Annotated in this window: 21 protein-coding genes; 10 read left to right on the plus strand and 11 right to left on the minus strand. The window is 65.9% G+C overall.

The genetic code is table 11. The features are described from left to right. Window positions 1–9 precede the first annotated feature (9 nt). From H2052_RS10130 to H2052_RS10140, 3 genes are all read left to right on the plus strand, one after another. Window positions 10–1,146 carry a phosphoserine transaminase gene (locus H2052_RS10130; RefSeq protein ID WP_293781107.1) on the plus strand — a complete coding sequence of 379 codons (1,137 nt, stop codon included), beginning with the start codon at window positions 10–12 and terminating at the stop codon, window positions 1,144–1,146. Between the two features lie 43 nt (window positions 1,147–1,189). After that, window positions 1,190–2,767: a phosphoglycerate dehydrogenase gene (gene serA / locus H2052_RS10135; RefSeq protein WP_293781110.1), complete on the plus strand. Its 1,578-nt coding sequence runs from the start codon at window positions 1,190–1,192 to the stop codon at window positions 2,765–2,767. Window positions 2,768–2,829: 62 nt separating this feature from the next. Next, a complete protein-coding gene (locus H2052_RS10140) occupies window positions 2,830–3,948 on the plus strand; it encodes an ATP phosphoribosyltransferase regulatory subunit (protein WP_293781113.1) in 1,119 nt (372 codons plus the stop codon). Between the two features lie 5 nt (window positions 3,949–3,953). Here the strand turns inward: H2052_RS10140 and H2052_RS10145 are convergent, their stop codons facing one another. Then, window positions 3,954–4,874 carry an alpha/beta hydrolase gene (locus H2052_RS10145; protein WP_293781116.1) on the minus strand — a complete coding sequence of 307 codons (921 nt, stop codon included), beginning with the start codon at window positions 4,872–4,874 and terminating at the stop codon, window positions 3,954–3,956. A gap of 225 nt (window positions 4,875–5,099) precedes the next feature. Between H2052_RS10145 and H2052_RS10150 the strand changes: the two genes are divergently transcribed. After that, window positions 5,100–6,389 (plus strand): adenylosuccinate synthase, encoded by a 1,290-nt coding sequence (locus H2052_RS10150; protein ID WP_293781119.1) that lies wholly within the window; start codon window positions 5,100–5,102, stop codon window positions 6,387–6,389. 11 nt (window positions 6,390–6,400) lie between these two features. Continuing rightward, on the plus strand, window positions 6,401–7,141 hold the full coding sequence (locus tag H2052_RS10155; protein WP_293781122.1) for a class I SAM-dependent methyltransferase: 741 nt from the start codon (window positions 6,401–6,403) through the stop codon (window positions 7,139–7,141). On the opposite strand, the gene H2052_RS10160 is transcribed toward H2052_RS10155, so the two are convergent. From H2052_RS10160 to H2052_RS10200, 9 genes are all read right to left on the minus strand, one after another. After that, window positions 7,138–7,422: an acylphosphatase gene (locus H2052_RS10160; protein ID WP_293781125.1), complete on the minus strand. Its 285-nt coding sequence runs from the start codon at window positions 7,420–7,422 to the stop codon at window positions 7,138–7,140. The genes H2052_RS10155 and H2052_RS10160 overlap by 4 nt on opposite strands. Further along, the gene (aroC, locus tag H2052_RS10165) at window positions 7,419–8,477 is read right to left on the minus strand and encodes a chorismate synthase (RefSeq protein WP_293781208.1); all 1,059 of its coding nucleotides are present in this window, start codon (window positions 8,475–8,477) and stop codon (window positions 7,419–7,421) included. The genes H2052_RS10160 and aroC overlap by 4 nt, the downstream gene beginning before the upstream one ends. Then, window positions 8,474–9,277: an enoyl-ACP reductase FabI gene (gene fabI, locus H2052_RS10170; RefSeq protein ID WP_293781128.1), complete on the minus strand. Its 804-nt coding sequence runs from the start codon at window positions 9,275–9,277 to the stop codon at window positions 8,474–8,476. The genes aroC and fabI overlap by 4 nt, the downstream gene beginning before the upstream one ends. A gap of 8 nt (window positions 9,278–9,285) precedes the next feature. After that, complete coding sequence (locus tag H2052_RS10175; protein ID WP_293781131.1) at window positions 9,286–10,176, minus strand: YihY/virulence factor BrkB family protein; 891 nt, start codon at window positions 10,174–10,176, stop codon at window positions 9,286–9,288. Further along, window positions 10,173–11,126, minus strand: coding sequence for a J domain-containing protein (locus tag H2052_RS10180; RefSeq protein WP_293781211.1), 954 nt, complete (start codon window positions 11,124–11,126; stop codon window positions 10,173–10,175). The genes H2052_RS10175 and H2052_RS10180 overlap by 4 nt, the downstream gene beginning before the upstream one ends. 96 nt (window positions 11,127–11,222) lie before the next feature. Next, window positions 11,223–12,248, minus strand: a complete 1,026-nt coding sequence (arsB, locus tag H2052_RS10185) for an ACR3 family arsenite efflux transporter (protein ID WP_293781134.1) — start codon at window positions 12,246–12,248, stop codon at window positions 11,223–11,225. Then, complete coding sequence (locus tag H2052_RS10190) at window positions 12,245–12,733, minus strand: arsenate reductase ArsC (RefSeq protein WP_293781137.1); 489 nt, start codon at window positions 12,731–12,733, stop codon at window positions 12,245–12,247. Before H2052_RS10190 ends, arsB begins: the two co-directional genes overlap by 4 nt. A 4-nt stretch (window positions 12,734–12,737) precedes the next feature. Then, entirely contained in the window at window positions 12,738–13,178 is a 441-nt protein-coding gene (locus H2052_RS10195; RefSeq protein ID WP_293781140.1) for an ArsI/CadI family heavy metal resistance metalloenzyme, read from the minus strand. Window positions 13,179–13,181: 3 nt separating this feature from the next. After that, window positions 13,182–13,523, minus strand: a complete 342-nt coding sequence (locus H2052_RS10200; RefSeq protein WP_293781143.1) for a metalloregulator ArsR/SmtB family transcription factor — start codon at window positions 13,521–13,523, stop codon at window positions 13,182–13,184. Between the two features lie 135 nt (window positions 13,524–13,658). On the opposite strand from H2052_RS10200, the gene pdxH reads away from it, so the two are divergent. From pdxH to H2052_RS10220, 4 genes are read left to right on the plus strand one after another with little or no spacing between them, the layout of a single operon-like run. Continuing rightward, complete coding sequence (pdxH, locus tag H2052_RS10205) at window positions 13,659–14,240, plus strand: pyridoxamine 5'-phosphate oxidase (protein ID WP_293781214.1); 582 nt, start codon at window positions 13,659–13,661, stop codon at window positions 14,238–14,240. Then, a complete protein-coding gene (locus H2052_RS10210) occupies window positions 14,240–15,163 on the plus strand; it encodes a cation diffusion facilitator family transporter (protein ID WP_293781146.1) in 924 nt (307 codons plus the stop codon). Before pdxH ends, H2052_RS10210 begins: the two co-directional genes overlap by 1 nt. Then, on the plus strand, window positions 15,153–15,956 hold the full coding sequence (locus tag H2052_RS10215) for a PhzF family phenazine biosynthesis protein (protein WP_293781149.1): 804 nt from the start codon (window positions 15,153–15,155) through the stop codon (window positions 15,954–15,956). Before H2052_RS10210 ends, H2052_RS10215 begins: the two co-directional genes overlap by 11 nt. A gap of 31 nt (window positions 15,957–15,987) precedes the next feature. After that, complete coding sequence (locus H2052_RS10220; protein ID WP_293781152.1) at window positions 15,988–16,689, plus strand: endonuclease/exonuclease/phosphatase family protein; 702 nt, start codon at window positions 15,988–15,990, stop codon at window positions 16,687–16,689. 3 nt (window positions 16,690–16,692) lie between these two features. Here H2052_RS10220 and mnmA read toward each other — a convergent pair whose 3' ends face one another. Further along, window positions 16,693–17,802 (minus strand): tRNA 2-thiouridine(34) synthase MnmA, encoded by a 1,110-nt coding sequence (gene mnmA / locus H2052_RS10225; RefSeq protein ID WP_293781155.1) that lies wholly within the window; start codon window positions 17,800–17,802, stop codon window positions 16,693–16,695. A gap of 253 nt (window positions 17,803–18,055) precedes the next feature. On the opposite strand from mnmA, the gene H2052_RS10230 reads away from it, so the two are divergent. Continuing rightward, the gene (locus tag H2052_RS10230) at window positions 18,056–18,352 is read left to right on the plus strand and encodes a DUF1153 domain-containing protein (protein ID WP_121047996.1); all 297 of its coding nucleotides are present in this window, start codon (window positions 18,056–18,058) and stop codon (window positions 18,350–18,352) included. The last annotated feature ends 34 nt before the right edge of the window (window positions 18,353–18,386 follow it).

Here is an 18,386-nt window from a genome sequence, read left to right on the forward strand (position 1 = left end):
GGAGAGATTATGACTGACGTTACCAAGCCGGGCATCCTGCCCGCACGCCCCCAGTTTTCGTCCGGCCCGTGCGCCAAGCGCCCCGGATGGGACCCTACCAAATTCAATCTCGACGTGCTCGGCCGCTCGCATCGCGCCAAGCTCGGCAAGGCGCGCCTGAAGCTCGCCATCGACCTCACTCGCAAGGTGCTGGGCGTGCCGGACGACTACCGCATCGGTATCGTCCCCGCCTCGGACACCGGCGCGGTCGAGATGGCGATGTGGTCGATGCTCGGCGCCCGCCCGGTTACCTGCCTCGCATGGGAGAGCTTCGGTGAAGGCTGGGTAACGGACGCAGTCAAGCAGCTGAAGCTGAACCCCACGGTTCTCAAAGCGCCCTACGGCGAACTACCGGACCTCAAGGCCGTCGACTTCGCAAGCGACGTGATCTTCACGTGGAATGGTACCACCTCGGGCGTCCGCGCGCCGAACGGCGACTGGATTCCGGCGGACCGCGAAGGCCTCACCTTTGCCGACGCCACGTCCGGCGCCTTCGCTCAGGACCTGCCGTGGGACAAGCTCGATGTCACCACCTTTTCGTGGCAGAAGGTGCTCGGCGGCGAAGGCGGGCACGGCGTGCTCATCCTCTCCCCGCGCGCGGTCGAGCGGCTTGAAACCTACACGCCCGCATGGCCGCTGCCGAAGATCTTCCGCATGACCAAGGGCGGCAAGCTCATCGAAGGCATTTTCACCGGCGAGACGATCAACACGCCGTCGATGCTCTGCGTCGAGGACTATATCGATGCGCTCGAATGGGCGGATGGGCTCGGCGGCTGGAAGGCCCTCGCCGCCCGCGCCGACGCCAATGCCGCCGCGCTCAATGCGTGGGTGGAAAAGACGCCGTGGATCGAAAACCTCGCGGTTGATCCCGCCACGCGGTCGAACACCAGCGTCTGCCTGAAAATCACGGACCCGCGCGCCGACGCGGAAACGCCGAAAAAGATCGCCTCGCTCCTGGAAAAGGAAAACGCGGCGCTCGACATCAACGGCTACCGCGATGCGCCCGCAGGCCTCCGCATCTGGTGCGGCGCCACTGTGGAGACCGCCGATATCGAGGCGCTGACGCCGTGGCTCGACTGGGCGTTCGAAACCGTCATCTCCCAATAACCGTCACCGGCTCTGCCGACCATTGACGACGAAAGGCACCACCATGCCCAAGGTTCTGATTTCCGATAAAATGTCCCCGAAGGCCGCCGCCATCTTCAAGGAGCGCGGCGTCGACTTCGATGAGAAACCCGGCCTGACCAAGGACGAGCTGAAGGCGATCATCGGCCAGTACGACGGCCTCGCCATCCGCTCCGCCACCAAGGTGACTGCCGACATCCTCGAAGCCGCGACCAACCTGAAGGTCGTCGGCCGCGCCGGAATCGGGGTCGACAACGTCGATATCCCCGCCGCTTCGGCGAAGGGCGTCGTCGTGATGAACACGCCGTTCGGCAACTCGATCACCACCGCCGAGCACGCCATCGCGCTGATGTTCGCGCTCGCCCGCCAGCTTCCTGAGGCGGACGCCTCCACGCAGGCCGGAAAGTGGGAGAAGAACCGCTTCATGGGTGTCGAGGTCACGGGCAAGACACTCGGCCTGATTGGTGCGGGGAACATCGGCTCGATCGTCGCCGAGCGCGCGCTGGGCCTCAAGATGAAGGTCGTCGCCTATGATCCGTTCCTGACGCCGGAACGCGCCGAGGACATCGGTATCGAGAAGGTGGAGCTGGACCAGCTCCTCGCCCGTGCCGACTTCATCACGCTGCACACGCCGCTCACCGATTCGACGCGCAATATCCTCAGCCGCGAGAACCTGCTGAAGACCAAGAAAGGCGTGCGCATCATCAACTGCGCCCGCGGCGGCCTCATCGACGAGGCAGCGCTCAAGGAACTGCTCGATTCGGGCCACATCGCCGGCGCCGCGCTCGACGTGTTCGTGAACGAACCCGCGCACGAAAGCCCACTTTTCGGCACGCCCGGCTTCATCTCCACCCCGCACCTCGGCGCGTCCACGGACGAGGCGCAGGTGAACGTCGCCATCCAGGTCGCCGAGCAGATCTCCGACTTCCTGCTTTCGGGCGCCGTCACCAACGCGCTCAACGTGCCGTCGCTCTCCGCCGAGGAAGCACCGAAGGTTCGCCCCTATATCGAGCTTGCCGAAAAGCTCGGGCTGCTTGCGGGCCAGCTCGCCAAGGGCGCGATCAGCCACGTCACCGTCGAGGTGGAAGGCGCCGCTGCCGAGCTCAACATCAAGCCGATCACCAGCGCCGTCATTACCGGCCTGATGCGCCCGATTTCGGACACGGTGAACATGGTTAACGCTGTTCACATTGCCCGCGAGCGCGACATCGGAATCGCGGAAGTCCGCCACGAACGCGAGACGGACTATCACACGCTGCTGCGCGTGACGGTGAAGACCGAGGACGGCGAACGCTCCGTCGCGGGCACACTGTTCGGCATGAAGCGCCCGCGCCTTGTCGAACTGTTCGGCATCAAGGTCGAGGCCGACCTCGACGGATCGATGCTGTTCATCGCCAACGAGGACAAGCCGGGCTTCATCGGCAAGGTCGGCAGCGCACTCGGCGAGGCCGGGGTCAATATTGGCACCTTCCACCTCGGCCGCCGCGGCCAGGGCGGCGAGGCGATCCTGCTGCTGTCGGTCGACGGCGCCATCTCCGATCCGCTACTCTGGTCAATCTGCAAACTCGACGGCGTGAAGGACGTTAAAGCCCTTCGCTTCTAAGTAACGGTATGCGCGGCCCGAACCTTGTTTCGGGCCGCGCGCGCCGCTAGAGCCGGGCTACCATGACCGATCCTATCTCCAAGGGCCTGCTCCCCGAAGGCTTCCGCGACCGCCTGCCTCCGCAGGCCGAAGCAGCGGCGGACCTGCTCCGCACGCTGCTGGACAGCGTCTCGGCGCATGGCTACGAGCGCGTCTCGCCGCCGCTCGTGGAGTTCGAGGATAGCCTCGTCACCCGCCTCTCCTCCGCCCGGCCGCAGGATCTGCTGCGCTTCGTCGATCCCCTTTCGCAGCGCACGCTCGCGCTTCGCCCCGATATCACCGCGCAGGTCGGCCGCATCGCCGCGACGCGCATGGCGCACATCGCGCGCCCCCTACGCCTTGCCTACGGCGGCCCCGTGCTCCGCGTGCGCCCGGCACAGGTCGGGCCGCAGCGCGAGGCGATGCAGATGGGCGCCGAACTCATCGGCTCGGATCACGTCGACGCCGTCGCGGAACTGCTCGGCATTGCGCTCGAAGCGCTGTCTGCGGCGGGCCTTGCCGACATGTCGGTGGATCTCACCCTGCCCGATCTCGTCGGCACGCTCGCATCGGGCCCTTGGCCCGTCACCACGCCGCTCGCCGATGTACAGACCGCGCTCGACGGCAAGGACGCTGCGGCACTTCAGGGCTTGGACGCATCGCGATACAGCGCGCTCATCGAGGCGGCCGGACCTGCCGAATCAGCGCTCACGCGATTGAAGTCACTCAACGCAGGCGGCGCGCTCGACACGCGCATCGCCGGCCTCGAACGACTGGTGGCCACGGCCGCGCCACACGCCGCCGTCACCATCGACCCGACCGAACGCCACGGCTTCGAATATCAGACATGGATCGGCTTTTCGGTGTTCGCGGCAGGCGTGCGCGGCGAAGTCGGCCGCGGCGGCACCTATCTCGTCCGCCATCCCGGCGGCGGCGAGGAAGCCGCGGTGGGTTTCTCGCTCTATGTCGACGGCCTCGTCGATGCGGGCCTCGGCGCCTCCCGCCGGCGCCGCCTGTTCGTGCCGCTCGATACCGATTCGGAAGTGAGCGCCAAACTGCGCACCGAAGGCTGGACGACGGTCTCCGCGCTTACGGATGCCGACACGCCAAAGCGGCTGCGCTGCGACTATACGCTCGACGGCGAGGAACTCATCAAGCTCTGAGGGTCTTACAGTTCCGCTTTCAGGAACGCATCGACCTCGGCGGTGGCCATGTCGCCGTCAGTGCCAAGCTTCTGGTTGAGTTCACTGTGGCTGCTGTCCGGCACCGCCACCGCGCGCGCCTTCGCGCCTGAAGCGCCCAGCGCCTTCACCAGCGCCTGCGATTGGCCGAGCGACGCGTCCCGCCCATCGACATAAAGCGCCAGCCACGCAGCAGCGTTCGGTGCCGCTGCATGGCTCATCGGCGACAATAGCGCCTGCCGCTTCGGATCGTCCCCGAACGCCGGCCCGTATAGCTTCTGGACGACTGGACCACCGGTCTTCATTTGCGCCGCCACATCATACCCGGCGCCGTCGAGCAGCACGACGGCCTTCACCGCCTTCATCGGGACATCCGCGTCCTTCAGATACTGCGGATCGCTTGCCACCAGCGCGGCGAGATGCGCCCCTGCGCTGTGACCCATCAGCGCGATGCGGTTCGGGTCGATGCCGTACTCAGCCGCGCGGAACCGCAGCATGTCGATCGCGGACGCCACGTCCGCCGCCTGCTGTTCCACCGTCGCCTGCGGAACCAGGCGGTAGTTGATCGAGGCGAAGGCATAACCCTCGCCTGTAAAGTGCCCCGGTTTGCGTCCCGACGCCTGCCGTTTGTCGCCGAGGCTCCACGCCCCGCCATGAATGAACACGATCAGCGGCGCTGGCGCGGCGCCCTTCGCGCGGTAGAAGTCGATCGCCTGCCGCGCATCGTTGCCGTAGCTCACCGTCACGGTCGGCATCGCGCCCGCACCCGGACCGTTGCGCAGCGCATCGAGTGCGCGCTTGCATTCGTCAGAGACCTTATCGCGATTTTCGATGATGCACTGGCGGACCTTTGGCTTGTTCGCCTTGTCGCTGCCGCACAGCGTCTCCATATCCACGCGGCAGGCCATCAGGCCCCCGCCCGGTCGCGGCTGAGCGGTTGCAGCGCCTGCCAGCAGGAGCACGGCCCACCCGATTATCCGCCCTGTCTGCATCGTTTCTCCAGTCCCGCACGATCCGATACGCCTGATAGCGTGAATATCCTTCGCCCGCCTGTGCAAAAGCCGTGGACGCACCGGCGCTTCAACCCTAGTGAGTGCCGCCGTGTATCGACGCTGAATGGAGACGTCCCCGAAATGGCCAATGTGACCGTGATCGGCGCCCAGTGGGGCGACGAGGGCAAAGGCAAGATCGTTGACTGGCTATCGGCGCGCGCCGATGTCGTCGTGCGCTTCCAGGGCGGTCACAATGCGGGCCACACGCTCGTCGTCGGCAACAACACCTACAAGCTGAGCCTGCTGCCTTCGGGCATCGTGCGCGGTACGCGGTCCGTGATCGGCAACGGCGTCGTGCTCGATCCGTGGCACCTCAAGATGGAGATCGAGAAGCTGCGCGGCCAGGGCGTCGCGATCAGCCCGGAAAATCTCATCATCAGCGAAACCTGTCCGCTGATTCTTCCGTTTCACCGTGACCTGGACGCACTGCGCGAGGACGCAAGCGGCGCGGGCAAGATCGGCACCACCCGGCGCGGCATCGGCCCCGCCTATGAGGACAAGGTGGGCCGCCGCGCGCTGCGCGTCTGCGACCTCGCGCACCTCGATGAGGCGGGCCCGCAGATCGACCGCCTGCTCGCGCACCACAATGCGCTGCGTGCCGGCTTCGGCGTTCATCCGATCGACCGTGACGCGCTGATCGCCGACCTCGAGGCCATCGCGCCCGAGGTGCTGCCCTATGCGGGCCCGGCCTGGGTCGGTCTCAACGAGGCGCGCCGCGCGGGCAAGCGCATCCTGTTCGAAGGCGCGCAGGGCGTGCTGCTCGATGTCGACCACGGCACGTATCCATTTGTCACCAGCTCGAACACCATCGCGGGCACCGCGAGCGGCGGTTCGGGCCTCGGTCCCTCGGCGACCGGGTACGTTCTCGGCATCGTCAAGGCCTACACGACGCGCGTCGGCTCCGGCCCCTTCCCCACCGAACTCGACGATGCAACCGGCCAGCGGCTCGGGGAGCGCGGTCATGAATTCGGCACGGTCACGGGCCGCAAGCGCCGCTGCGGATGGTTCGACGCGGCGCTGCTGCGCCAGTCGATTGCCGTGTCGGGCGTCACGGGCATCGCGCTCACCAAGCTCGACGTGCTCGACGGGTTCGATGAACTGAAAATCTGCACCGGCTATGATGTGAACGGAATTCGCTACGATCATTTACCGGCGCATCCGGCAGCACAGGCGGCCGCGAAGCCGATCTACGAGACGTTCGACGGATGGCACGAATCGACTGCCGGCGCGCGCAGCTGGGCGCAGCTTCCGGCGCAAGCGATCAAATATGTCCGCCGTATCGAGGAACTCGTCGGCTGCCCGGTGGCGCTCGTCTCAACCAGCCCCGAACGCGAAGACACCATCCTTGTGACGGACCCGTTCGCGGACTAGGCTTCGGCCACATGACCTCGCGCGAACGCACGGCGATCCGGCCACGGACCATGGATTTGTCCGCGCTCGCGCCGCCGCAGCGCTGGCGCAACCGGCTCGCGGTCATCGCGTTCGCGCTCATCCAGTGGCCTTGGTTGCTGCGAAGTCTCTGGGGCGGGCGGATCGCTGCGAAGTTCGCACTCCTCGATCGTCTGGGCCTTCCGCGCACCGCGCTGCCGCATCTGGGCAGCTGGAAGGCCGATGTCGGCTTCCTCACACAGCTCGCCGACGACATCATCCGCCTGTGCCCGGACACGGTCGTTGAATTCGGCATGGGCGCGTCGACGCTCATCATCGCGGCGGCACTCCGCAAGGCCGGCCGTGGCACGCTCGTCAGCTTCGACCAGCACGCCGATTTCGTCGCAGCGACCCGGCGCTGGCTTGCCGAACACGGCCTCGTCGCCGATCTCCGCGCCGCGGCGCTCGTGCCTGCGACGAACTGGCCGGGCCTCTGGTATCGCCACGGCGACCTGCCGGAACGGATAGACCTTCTCGTCATCGACGGGCCTCCGTGGACGATCCACCCGTTCACGCGCGGCAGCGCCGATGGCCTGTTCGACCGGATTACGCCGGGCGGACACATCATGCTGGACGATGCCGCCCGCCCGGGCGAGCGCATGATCGCGCGGCGTTGGCGGCGCGACTGGCCGGACTTCGACTGGCGCTACGTGCGCGGCATCAAGGGTACGCTGATCGGCGAACGCCGTGCCTAAACCGTTGGCTTCTTCGTAAACCCGCGTGGCACGATGCCTTGCGCGTCTTCGACCTCCACGCGCTCCACCTTTGCGGCGGGCGGGCCTTCGTGGCAGGCCGTAACCAGCTTTTCGATAGCTTCGGCGGGGCCCACGGCGAGCGCCTCCACCGTGCCGTCGATGCGGTTGCGCACCCAGCCGTCGAGACCGAGCCCCTGCGCGGTTTCGAGCGTCCATGCGCGGTACCACACGCCCTGTACGCGGCCGTGAATGCACAGCCGCCGCGCGATGCGGTCGGTCATCTCACCTGTGCGCGGTGCATCAGGAAAGCGTCGGCGAGCACGCAGGCCATCATCGCTTCGGCGACCGGCACGGCGCGGATCCCGACGCAGGGGTCGTGGCGCCCCTTGGTCATCACGGTGGCCGCCTCGCCGCTGCGGGTAATCGTTTCCACCGGCGTCAGGATCGAGGAGGTCGGCTTCAGCGCGATGCGGCAGACCACGTCCTGCCCGGTCGAAATACCGCCCATCACACCGCCCGCATGGTTCGTGTCGAACGTCGGCGGATTGCCAGGCCGCATCCGGTCGGCATTCTCCTCGCCGCGCAGGCGCGCTGCTGCGAAGCCGTCGCCGATCTCGACGCCTTTCACGGCGTTGATCGACATCATCGCCGCCGCAAGCTCGCTGTCGAGCTTGGCATAGAGCGGCGAGCCCCAGCCTGCCGGAACCCCGCTCGCGACCACCTCGACCACCGCGCCCACCGATGAACCGGACTTGCGCACCCTGTCGAGCAGAGCTTCCCAGCGCTTCGCGGCGTCGGGGTCGGCACACCAGAAATCATTGTCCGGAAGTTCATGCGCCGCGAACCGTTCCGCGCGGTCGCCGCCGATCTCGACGACGTGGCCGAGGATGCCAACACCCGCGATCACCTTGCGCGCCACCGCCCCCGCCGCCACGCGCGCCGCCGTCTCCCGCGCTGACGAGCGTCCGCCGCCGCGATAGTCGCGAAAGCCGTATTTCGCGTCATACGTATAGTCGGCATGGCCGGGGCGATACTTTTCGGCAATATCGCCGTAATCCTTCGAGCGCTGGTCGACGTTCTCGATCATCATCGAGATCGGCGTACCGGTCGTCTTGCCCTCGAACACGCCGGAGAGGATCTTCACCTCATCGGGCTCGCGCCGCTGAGTCGTGTGCCGCGACTGGCCGGGTTTCCTTTTGTCGAGCCACGGCTGGACGTCGGCTTCGGAAAGCGCGATCCCCGGCGGGCAGCCGTCAACGACAACGCCGAGCGCCGGGCCGTGGCTTTCGCCCCACGTCGTGAACCGGAAGATGCGGCCGAAGCTGTTGAACATCAGGCGAGCGCGATGTCCGGCGCGTCTTCTGCCTTCATGCCGATCACGTTGTAGCCGGCGTCGACATGGTGAATCTCGCCCGTCACGCCGCTCGCGAGGTCGGAGAGCAGGTAGAGCGCCGAGCCGCCGACGTCTTCGATGGTGACGTTGCGCCTCAAGGGACTGTTCAGCTCGTTCCACTTCAAGATGTAGCGGAAGTCGCCGATGCCGCTCGCCGCGAGCGTCTTGATCGGCCCGGCGGAGATCGCGTTCACGCGGATGTTCTCCGGCCCGAGGTCCATCGCGAGATACTTCACGCTCGTTTCAAGCGCCGCCTTGGCGACGCCCATGACATTGTAATGCGGCACCACCTTCTCGGCGCCGTAATAGCTGAGCGTCAGCACCGAGCCGCCATTCGGCATCATCGCCCGCGCCCTTCGCGTCGCCGCGACGAAACTGTAGGCCGACACGTTCATGGTCAGCAGGAAGTTTTCGAGGCTGGTGTCCACATAGAGACCGCGCAGCTCGTTCTTGTCCGAAAAGCCGATCGCGTGGACGAGGAAATCGATCGTCGGCCAGCGCGCCGCGAGCGTCTCGAACGCGGTATCCAGCCCCGCCATGTCGGAGACGTCGCATTCGATCAGGAAGTCCGACCCGACGCTCTCGGCCAGCGGACGCACGCGCTTCTCAAGCGCCTCGCCCTGATAGCTGAACGCCAGTTCCGCACCCTGATCGGCAAGCGCCTGCGTAATCCCCCACGCCAGCGAGCGTTCATTCGCGAGCCCCATGATCAGCCCGCGTTTTCCCTGCATCAATCCAGCCATATCTGCTTTCAGCCTTTCGGTTGTCCCCCCGATTCCGCGTCCTTTTGCCCACTTTCGGGTTCCATTGCCAGCGCCGCGTTCAGCTCCGCCCCAATCACGAATCCCATGCCCGCGATGAAGAAGAACAGCAGCGTGATCATGACGCCCGCGAGCGGGCCGTAGAAGCGGTCGTAGGTGGAAACGTCGGCGAGTAGGCGCGGCAGAATCAGCGTCGCGCCTACCCACACGCCCGCAGTGACCGCCGCGCCGGGCCACTTCGGGCCGCGCTTCCGGTATATGGCCGGGGTCAGGCTGTGAAACAGCAGGTAGAGCGCGAGGAAAAGTACCACCAGAGGCCCGAGCCGCCCAATGTCAATGATCTCCTCGACCGTGTCGATCCACGGCAGGAAGCGCGCCACGACCTCTTCCGCAGCGACCACGATCACCTGCGCGGCAAAGGCCGCCAGCATCAGGAAAACACTTCCCAGAATTACCGCGAAGCTGCCGAGCCTGCGCTGCCAGACGGGCGCTGCATATTCGGTATGATAGGCGCGGCGAAGGATATCGCGGATCGTCTCGATATAGCTTCCCGCCGTCCACAGGCCGACCAGAATCGAGAAGGTGAGGATGCCGGTCGAGCCCTGCATCGCCGCCTCGATCGGCGGACCGACGATCCCGGCAACCGATGCCGGCAGCGTCCGCAGAAAGCCCTCGACCGCTTCCAGCCCGGCATCCGACCGGCCAAGCATCCCCGCGAACGTGCCAAGCACGATAAAGAACGGAAACAGCGCCAGCATCGAAAGGTAGGCGAGGTTCCCGGCGTGGATGAAGCCGTCGTCCCACACGCCCTTTGCGACGCGAAGGGCCACGCGAACCGCGCGTCGCTCTTCCTCGAGCAGACGCGCGAAGAAACGGATCATGCCATTCCGGCGCGGGGGTCGTGCGCCTTGCCGCTGTCCCAGCCTTCCGCGAACGTCTTCAGTGCGGCGTCGCTTTCGGGAATCACGATTTCGAGCATCACAAGAAGGTCACCGCGGCCACCATCTTTCTTGTGGAAACCCTTGCCTTTCAAGCGCAGCACCTTGCCGGACGATGATCCTGGCGGCACGGAAAGCATCACCGAGCCGCTCGTCGTCGGCGCCATCACCTTGGCCCCAAGCACGGCTTCGTCGAGTCGGATCGGCAGTTCGAGACGAATATCGTCGCCGTCGCGCTTGAAGAACCGGTGTGGAGCAACCCGCAGCGTGACGATCGCGTCACCGTTTCCCCCCGGCCCCGCCTCGCCCTGCCCGGCAAGCCGGATTTGCTGACCCTCGACGAAACCGGCGGGGAGCTTCAGGTCCACCGTCTTGCCGGAGGCGAGCGTCACACGCTGCGGCTTCAATTCGGCCGCCTCGGCGAAATCGACGGCGAGCTTGTAGGCGACATTGCGGCCTTTAGCCGGGGGCTGGCGCGGACCCGCGCCACCGCCGAAGTCGAAACCACCAAAACCGCCGCCGCCGCGCCGGCCCCGCCCGAAAAGTTCGGAAAGAATGTCGTCGGCGGCGCCCGTGAAGCTGAAATCGTCGCCACCGGTGCTGTACGTGCGCGAATAACCGCCGCCCGGCCCGCCACCGCCACCGCCGCCGAACCCGAACGGCATCTTGGGATTGCCCTGCTCGTCGATCTCGCCCCGATCGTACTGCGCGCGCTTGTCCTTGTCGGAAAGCAGGTCGTAGGCCGCCGTCACCTCGGAGAATTTCTCCGACGCCTTCGGGTTGTCCTTGTTGCGGTCGGGGTGCAGCTCTTTGGCCAGTTTGCGGTACGCGGACTTAATTTCCGCATCGCTCGCGCCGCGCTTTACACCAAGGGTCGAATAGAGATCGCTCATCGTCCCTACGCTCACCACAATGCCTCCGGAAAATCCACTGTTGCCGAAATACAACAAGCTGGAGATAGGGAGGAATTCCAGCGTCGCAAGAGGCGGTCAGGCGCTCTTTTCGTACCATCCGCGCGAGCGGTTCACGATCGCGACGAGCGACAGCATCACCGGCACTTCAATGAGCACGCCGACAACCGTGGCAAGCGCAGCGCCCGACGTGATGCCGAACAGGCTGATGGCGGTTGCGACGGCAAGCTCGAAGAAATTGCTCGCGCCGATCAGCGCGGACGGCCCGGCGACGCAGTGTGCCTCGCCGAACGCCCGGTTCGCGAAATAGCCGATCCCGAAGATCAGATAGCCCTGAATTGCGATCGGCACCGCGAGCAGCGCAATGACAAGCGGCTGCGCGATGATCTGTTCGCCCTGAAAGGCGAACAGCAGCACCAGCGTCGCCAGCAGTGCGGCCAGCGACATCGGCTGGATCGCGGCGAGCGCGCGCCGCAGCCGCGCGTCCCCGCCCGACGCGATCAGCCGGGTGCGCGCGGCCTGCGCGATGATCACCGGCACGACGATATAGAGCCCCACCGAAATCAGCAGCGTCTGCCACGGCACCGTGATCGCGGAGAGGCCGAGCAGCAGGCCCACGATCGGCGCAAAGGCGAAAACCATCACTGCGTCGTTGAGCGCGACCTGGCTAAGCGTGAAATGCGGCTCCCCCCTGCAGAGGTTACTCCACACGAACACCATCGCCGTGCAGGGCGCCGCGCCGAGCAGGATCAGGCCCGCGATGTACGACTCGATCTCCGCTTCCGGCAGCAGCGGGCGGAACAGCCAGCCGACGAACAGCCAGCCGAGGGCGGCCATCGTGAAGGGTTTTATCGCCCAGTTGAGCGCCAGCGTGACGCCGATGCCGCGCCAGTGCGCGCCGACCTGCCTTAGCGCGGCGAAATCGATCTTCATCAGCATCGGAATGATCATGAGCCACACGAGCACGGCGACGGGCAGGTTGACGCTGTAAAGCTCCGCGCCCGCCACGGCCGCGAACAGCCCCGGCATCGCCGATCCGAGCAGGATGCCTGCGGCGATGCAGGCGATCACCCACAATGTCAGGTAGCGTTCGAACAGGCTCATGCCTTGCCGATCTCCTCCAGCCGATGCCTGAGGCTCAGCCGGTCGATGGATGCGATGGGAAGCGCGGTGAACAGCGAGATGCGGTTCTTGAGCTGCCGGTAAGCATCGAAGAACGCGGCGTGGATTTCCGCGTCGCTACCTTCGACGGCAGCGGGGTCGGGGATGCCCCAGTGTGCCGTCATCGGCTGCCCCGGCCAGATCGGGCACGCCTCGCCCGCGGCGTTGTCGCAGACCGTGAACACGAAATCGAGCTTCGGTGCGTCCGGCTGCGCGAATTCGTCCCAGCTCTTGGAACGCAGGTCTTCGACGGGATGCCCAAGACTGCGCAGCACGTCGATCGCCGCCGGGTTCACGGACCCGCGCGGATAGCTGCCAGCGCTGAACGCCCGAAACCGCCCTTCCCCGATCCGGTTCAGAATGGCCTCGGCCAGAATCGAGCGCGCCGAGTTCGCAGTGCAGAGAAAGAGGACGTTGTAAGGTTCCATCGTCTCACCCGCAGCAGCGCTGGCCGGTCGCGGCCGGATCGGCGGCGATACGGCTGAGTTCCGGACCCGTGCCGTAATCGACGGCGTCGCCCGTGGTCAGGAACGTCTCCCACACAATATCCTGCGGGTCGGAGATCCAGCTCTTGGTCGACTTCGCGTAGCAACACGTCGTCGCGCCTTCGTCGAGCACGGGACGATCCGCTTTCTGCAGCCGCCCATAAACCTCTGCCAGCTCGTCCGCATTTTCCACCTGGATGCCGAGGTGCGACAGGCCCGGCGCTGCGCCGTCGTGCGCGGAAATGGCGAAGTTGACGCGCGGGTCGTCGAGCATCCACTTGGCGTAGTCGGCTTTCACCACGCTCGGCTCCGCAGCGAACAGCGCGGAATAAAAGCGGGTCGAGGCTTCGAGGTCGCTCACAGCGACATGAACATGCAGACGTTTCATCGGTCAGGCTCCTTTGGCGAGACGTTCAGGGACCGCGGCATCGGCGCACGCGCGCCCGCCGCAGCAGTTTTCGAGAAGATAGTCGGCGAGCCCGCGAACGGTTTCGAAGCGGGCACTGTAGATCAGCGTCCGTCCGATCCGGGTTTTCGCAACCAGTCCCGCGCGCTCCAGATGCGCGAGATGGAACGACAGCGAAGATGGCGGAATACCGAGTTCTTCGGCAACCGTACCGGCGGGAAGTCCCTCCGGCCCGGCTTCGACGAGCAGACGAAACGCCGCAAGCCGATGCTCCTGCGCGAGGGCGGACAGGGCCGCGATCGCTGCTCCGCTGTTCGTGATGCTCATGGCCGACTTACCTTTCTATATTTCCAGAATTATCGAATTGAATACGTTCGTCAATCCCCATTTCGATAATTGTCGAATTGTTTTGACATGCGGTTCCCTCCCGTCGTTGCAGGGTCTATGAAGCCGGCCATGACAATGCTTCCCGACGATCCCTTCGAACTCTTTGGCCGCTGGTTCCAGGAGGCGTCCGCCTCCGAACCCAATGACGCCAACGCCATGTCGCTTGCCACTGCGGATGCGGATGGGCGACCGTCAGTGCGGATCGTGCTGCTGAAGGACGTCGATCCGCGCGGTTTTACCTTCTATACGAACACGCTGAGTCGGAAGGGCCGCGAGCTTGCCGCGAACCCGTACGCGCACCTCAATTTCCACTGGAAGTCGCTGCGGCGTCAGGTCCGCATCGACGGCGCCGTGGAACCCGTCACTGCAGCCGAAGCCGACGCCTATTTCGGGGTCCGCCCCCGCGCCTCGCAGATTGGCGCATGGGCCAGCTTCCAGTCCGAGCCGCTGGACGACCGCGCGACGCTGGAAGGCCGCGTGGCCGAGTTCGCCGCGAAGTATGAAGGCGGCGACGTGCCGCGTCCGCCGCACTGGTCGGGCTACCGCGTCGTGCCGTCGCGCATCGAATTCTGGGTGGACCGGCACGATCGCCTGCACGAGCGCTATATTTACGACCGGACCGGCAGCGGCTGGGCGCGCTCCATGCAGTATCCGTAATGGACGCCGCCAGGCTTGAAGCCCGGGGCAAGCTCACGCGCCGCGCGGCAATCGCGTCGTTCTCGGCGGCGCTGACGCTCGGCGCGGTCAAGACATATGCGGCGATGGAGACGGGCTCCGTCGCGATGCTTGGCTCGCTGGCTGACACTGCACTTGATCTCATCGCCTCGATCATCACGCTGATTGGCGTGCGCGTCGCTGCCGAACCCGCGGATGCCGACCACCGCTTCGGCCACGGCAAGGCGGAGCCTATCGCGGCGCTTGCGCAGACCGTGTTCATCGCCGTTTCCGCGATCGGGATTGGCTGGCGCGCCGTGCATGCGTTCGGGAGCGACACGCCACCCGCCGAAGCCGAACTCGGCATTGGTGTGTCGGTCTTTGCGATTCTGGTGACGCTCGCGCTCGTGTCCTACCAGCGTTTGATCGTTCGCCGTACCAGGTCGCTCGCCATTGATGCGGACCGGATGCACTACCAGTCCGACCTGCTTCTCAACCTCTCGGTGATCGCGGCGCTTGTGCTCGATGCCATGCTCGGAATGCGCGGTGCCGATCCGCTGTTCGGTGTTCTCATCGCGCTGTGGCTGGCCTGGGGCGCGTTCAAGACCGCGCGCCATGCGCTCGACATGCTGATGGACAAGGAATGGCATGACGAGAAGCGTGAGCGATTGAAAGCCCTCGTCTGCGCAGTGCCGGGCGTCGAGGGGATTCATGAGCTGAAGACGCGCCACGCCGGGCACACCGACTTCATTCAGTTCCACATCTGGGTCGACCCCCAGATAACAGTGCTTGCCGCGCACGACATCGTGGACGTCGTCGAGGCCGCGGTTCTGCAAGCCTTCCCCGGCAGCGACATCCTTGTCCACGTCGACCCGAGCGGCCACTTCGATACGCACCCCACTCAGGAAGAGAGCCATGCCCACTAAGCTCCCCTTCGCCCAGATCGACGCCTTCGCGGCACGCCCGTTTGAAGGCAATCCCGCCGCGGTGATGCCGCTGGATGCATGGCTCGCCGACGACGTGCTGCAGGCGATTGCCGAGGAGAACAACCTCGCCGAAACCGCCTTCTTCATCCCTTCTGACGCAGCGGACGCCGATTATGACCTGCGCTGGTTCACGCCCGCGATCGAGGTGGACCTCTGTGGCCACGCGACGCTCGCGAGCGGACATTATCTTCTTTCGCGCGACGTCGACCTCGACCGCGTCCGGTTCCGCACGCGGCTTGCGGGCGTGCTGGAAGTGAGGCGTGCCAACGGCGGCTACGAACTGGATCTGCCTGCGCGCCGACCGACGCCCGATGCAGCGGATCCGCGCGTCGTGAAAGCGATCGGCCTGACGCCCGAGGCTGTGCTCAGCTTTCCCGGCGAGAACTGGCTCTACGTCGTGCCCAACGCGACGTCCGTGCGCGCGATGAAGCCCGATTTCGGCCTGCTGCGCGAGGTCGGCAACCATCTCATCGTCGTCACCGCGCCCGGCGACAGCGTGTTCGACGTCGTCAGCCGCGTTTTCGCGGCGGGTGCGGGGATCGACGAAGACCCCGTCACCGGCGCCGCGCACGCGATGCTGACCCCCTATTGGGTGGAGCGGCTGGGCAAGCCGACGTTTCAGGCCTTCCAGGCCAGCGCGCGCGGCGGCCGCGTCGCCTGCCGCCTCGACGGGGAGCGCGCCGTACTCGGCGGAACCTGCGTGACGGTGATCGAAGGCAGCTTCACCCTTTGAAGAGCGTCACCGCGCGCCTATCTTCCCGCGCATGACCCTCCGCGTCGCCAGCTACAACATGCGCAAGGCCATCGGCCTGGATCGCGTCCGCAAGCCAGATCGCGTGCTCGCGGTGCTTAATGAACTCGACGCGGATATCATCGCGCTTCAAGAGGCCGACCGCCGCCTCGGCGAGCGGGCGAGCGCGATTCCGCGCGATATGATCGAGGCGGAAAGCCCCTACCGCGCCGTGCCCATCGAGAACCGCCCGAACAGCATCGGCTGGCATGGCAACGCCATCCTCGTGCGCAAGGACCACGAGATCATCCACGGCGAGCCGCTGTTCCTGCCGATGCTGGAACCGCGCGGCGCGGTGCTCGCCGACCTCGTCGTGCGCGGGGAGCCGGTGCGCGTGGTCGGCATGCACCTCGATCTTACCGGGATCTATCGCGCGCGGCAGGCGAAGATGCTCGTCGACCACCTCGGCGAGCGTACCACGCAGCTCCCCAGCATCCTGATGGGCGATCTCAACGACTGGATGGTGAACAGCAAGGCGCTGAAGGAGTTCCAGCGCCACCACCAGTGCGCCGCCTGCGGCCCCAGCTTCCCGACGCGGCGGCCGCTCGGCACGCTCGACCGAATCTTCGTGTCAGATCATTTCAAGGTGGAAGAAAGCGGCGTCCACGCCTCGCTCACCGCGAAGCGCGCCAGCGATCACCTGCCGGTGTGGGCAAAGGTGGCGCGCAGCAGCTAGCGGTCAGGCTGCGACCAGCGCCGAAACCGTGCTTTCGATCCAGCCGCCGCCGAGCACGCGCTCGCCATCGTAAAGCACACACGCCTGCCCCGGCGCGACGCCGTATTCGGGCACGGCGAAGGTGATGCGGTTGCCGTCGAAGCGCGCGGGTGCAGGCTTTGCCATCGATCGGACCTTGGCGAGAACATCGAGTCCTTTGCCCAAGTTCGGCCCCAGCCAGTTGACCGCGCCGAGCACAGCACCCGAGACACCCAGTGCGGCACGCGGGCCGACGACGACGCGCCGCGTCTCCGGCTCGAGCCGCACGACATAGAGCGGATCGGCAAGCCCGCCGATCTCGAGGCCCCGCCGCTGGCCGACGGTGTAGTGGATGAGGCCGCGATGCTGCCCGAGCACGGCCCCGCCCATGTCCACAATCTCGCCCGGCTCGCCAGCTTCGGGGCGCAACTTGCGCACGATCCCCGCATAGTCGCCGTTGGGCACGAAACAGATGTCCTGACTATCGGGCTTGTCCGCAACCACGAGCCCGAATCGCCGCGCATGTTCGCGCACTGCCGCCTTTTCCATGCCGCCGAGCGGAAAACGCAGATAACCGAGCTGTTCGTGCGTCGTCGCGAACAGGAAATAGCTCTGGTCGCGCGCCGGGTCGACCGCACGGTGCAGTTCCGGCCCGCTCGCGCCGTCCACCCGCCGCACATAGTGGCCGGTCGCCATCGCATCGGCGCCGAGATCACGCGCGACGGAGAGAAGATCGCGGAATTTCACCGTCTGGTTGCACGTCACGCAGGGAATCGGCGTGCGCCCCTGCACATATTCGTCGGCGAACGCCTCGATCACGCTGTCCTTGAACGCGCTTTCATAGTCGAGCACGTAATGTGCGATGCCGAGCCGGTCGGCGACACGGCGTGCGTCGTGAATATCGCTGCCCGCGCAGCACGTGCCCGCCTTCCCCACCGCAGCACCATGATCGTAAAGCTGGAGCGTGACCCCGATCGTCTCGTAGCCCGCCTCTTTCACCAGCGCCGCGACAACGCTTGAGTCGACGCCGCCGGACATGGCGACGACCACGCGCGCGCCGGGCCGGAGGCCGCCAAGGTCGGGAATGACGTTCATGCCCGCGCATATAGAGGCCGCTTACGATTTTTGCACCTTCCGCCGCGTATATGGAGCCGGTGGGCGCGCCTGCGGTTTCCGAACCGCGATGATTCGGCAAAGATAGGTACAGCAATTTCAATGACTAAGACGAAAAGTACCGAATTAACGTCTGTTGCCGCAGAATTTACCTTGGCGTTTAGGCGTTCTTTTAGGGGTCTGGCGCTAGGGTCCATCAACAAGGCAGTCGCGTAGTGTTGGAGCCAAAAGAATAATGATGGAAAATCAGAAGTTTCGCCCTGCATCAGTAATCGGCCCCCTTGGAGAGCCGCTTACTCTCGACACGCTGCCTCCCTCGGACACGCGCCGCTGGGTGGTGCGCCGCAAGGCCGAGGTAGTGGCCGCGGTGAAGGGCGGGCTCATCTCTGCGGACGACGCCTGCGAACGCTATGGCCTCAGTCCCGAGGAGTTCGCGGCGTGGGAGCGCGCCGTGGACCGCGTCGGTATGCCCGGCCTCCGCGTCACGCGGGTTCAGCACTACCGGGCGCTCTACGACCGCGAAAGCGCCTGACACCGGATATCAAACCGGCGCCCCTTCCTGTGCG

The sequence above is a fragment of the Sphingosinicella sp. genome, assembly GCF_013911755.1.
In the GTDB taxonomy this organism is placed as follows: Bacteria; Pseudomonadota; Alphaproteobacteria; order Sphingomonadales; family Sphingomonadaceae; genus Sphingosinicella.

Excerpts from the sequence above, each read along its gene's own strand:
- H2052_RS10130 (WP_293781107.1), top strand. The coding sequence starts at position 10 with ATGACTGACGTTACCAAGCCGGGCATCCTGCCCGCACGCCCCCAGTTT.
- serA (WP_293781110.1), top strand. The coding sequence starts at position 1,190 with ATGCCCAAGGTTCTGATTTCCGATAAAATGTCCCCGAAGGCCGCCGCC.
- H2052_RS10140 (WP_293781113.1), top strand. The coding sequence starts at position 2,830 with ATGACCGATCCTATCTCCAAGGGCCTGCTCCCCGAAGGCTTCCGCGAC.
- H2052_RS10145 (WP_293781116.1), bottom strand. The coding sequence starts at position 4,874 with ATGGCCTGCCGCGTGGATATGGAGACGCTGTGCGGCAGCGACAAGGCG.
- H2052_RS10150 (WP_293781119.1), top strand. The coding sequence starts at position 5,100 with ATGGCCAATGTGACCGTGATCGGCGCCCAGTGGGGCGACGAGGGCAAA.
- H2052_RS10155 (WP_293781122.1), top strand. The coding sequence starts at position 6,401 with ATGACCTCGCGCGAACGCACGGCGATCCGGCCACGGACCATGGATTTG.
- H2052_RS10160 (WP_293781125.1), bottom strand. The coding sequence starts at position 7,422 with ATGACCGACCGCATCGCGCGGCGGCTGTGCATTCACGGCCGCGTACAG.
- fabI (WP_293781128.1), bottom strand. The coding sequence starts at position 9,277 with ATGGCTGGATTGATGCAGGGAAAACGCGGGCTGATCATGGGGCTCGCG.
- H2052_RS10175 (WP_293781131.1), bottom strand. The coding sequence starts at position 10,176 with ATGATCCGTTTCTTCGCGCGTCTGCTCGAGGAAGAGCGACGCGCGGTT.
- H2052_RS10180 (WP_293781211.1), bottom strand. The coding sequence starts at position 11,126 with ATGAGCGATCTCTATTCGACCCTTGGTGTAAAGCGCGGCGCGAGCGAT.
- arsB (WP_293781134.1), bottom strand. The coding sequence starts at position 12,248 with ATGAGCCTGTTCGAACGCTACCTGACATTGTGGGTGATCGCCTGCATC.
- H2052_RS10190 (WP_293781137.1), bottom strand. The coding sequence starts at position 12,733 with ATGGAACCTTACAACGTCCTCTTTCTCTGCACTGCGAACTCGGCGCGC.
- H2052_RS10195 (WP_293781140.1), bottom strand. The coding sequence starts at position 13,178 with ATGAAACGTCTGCATGTTCATGTCGCTGTGAGCGACCTCGAAGCCTCG.
- H2052_RS10200 (WP_293781143.1), bottom strand. The coding sequence starts at position 13,523 with ATGAGCATCACGAACAGCGGAGCAGCGATCGCGGCCCTGTCCGCCCTC.
- pdxH (WP_293781214.1), top strand. The coding sequence starts at position 13,659 with ATGCTTCCCGACGATCCCTTCGAACTCTTTGGCCGCTGGTTCCAGGAG.
- H2052_RS10210 (WP_293781146.1), top strand. The coding sequence starts at position 14,240 with ATGGACGCCGCCAGGCTTGAAGCCCGGGGCAAGCTCACGCGCCGCGCG.
- H2052_RS10215 (WP_293781149.1), top strand. The coding sequence starts at position 15,153 with ATGCCCACTAAGCTCCCCTTCGCCCAGATCGACGCCTTCGCGGCACGC.
- H2052_RS10220 (WP_293781152.1), top strand. The coding sequence starts at position 15,988 with ATGACCCTCCGCGTCGCCAGCTACAACATGCGCAAGGCCATCGGCCTG.
- mnmA (WP_293781155.1), bottom strand. The coding sequence starts at position 17,802 with ATGAACGTCATTCCCGACCTTGGCGGCCTCCGGCCCGGCGCGCGCGTG.
- H2052_RS10230 (WP_121047996.1), top strand. The coding sequence starts at position 18,056 with ATGATGGAAAATCAGAAGTTTCGCCCTGCATCAGTAATCGGCCCCCTT.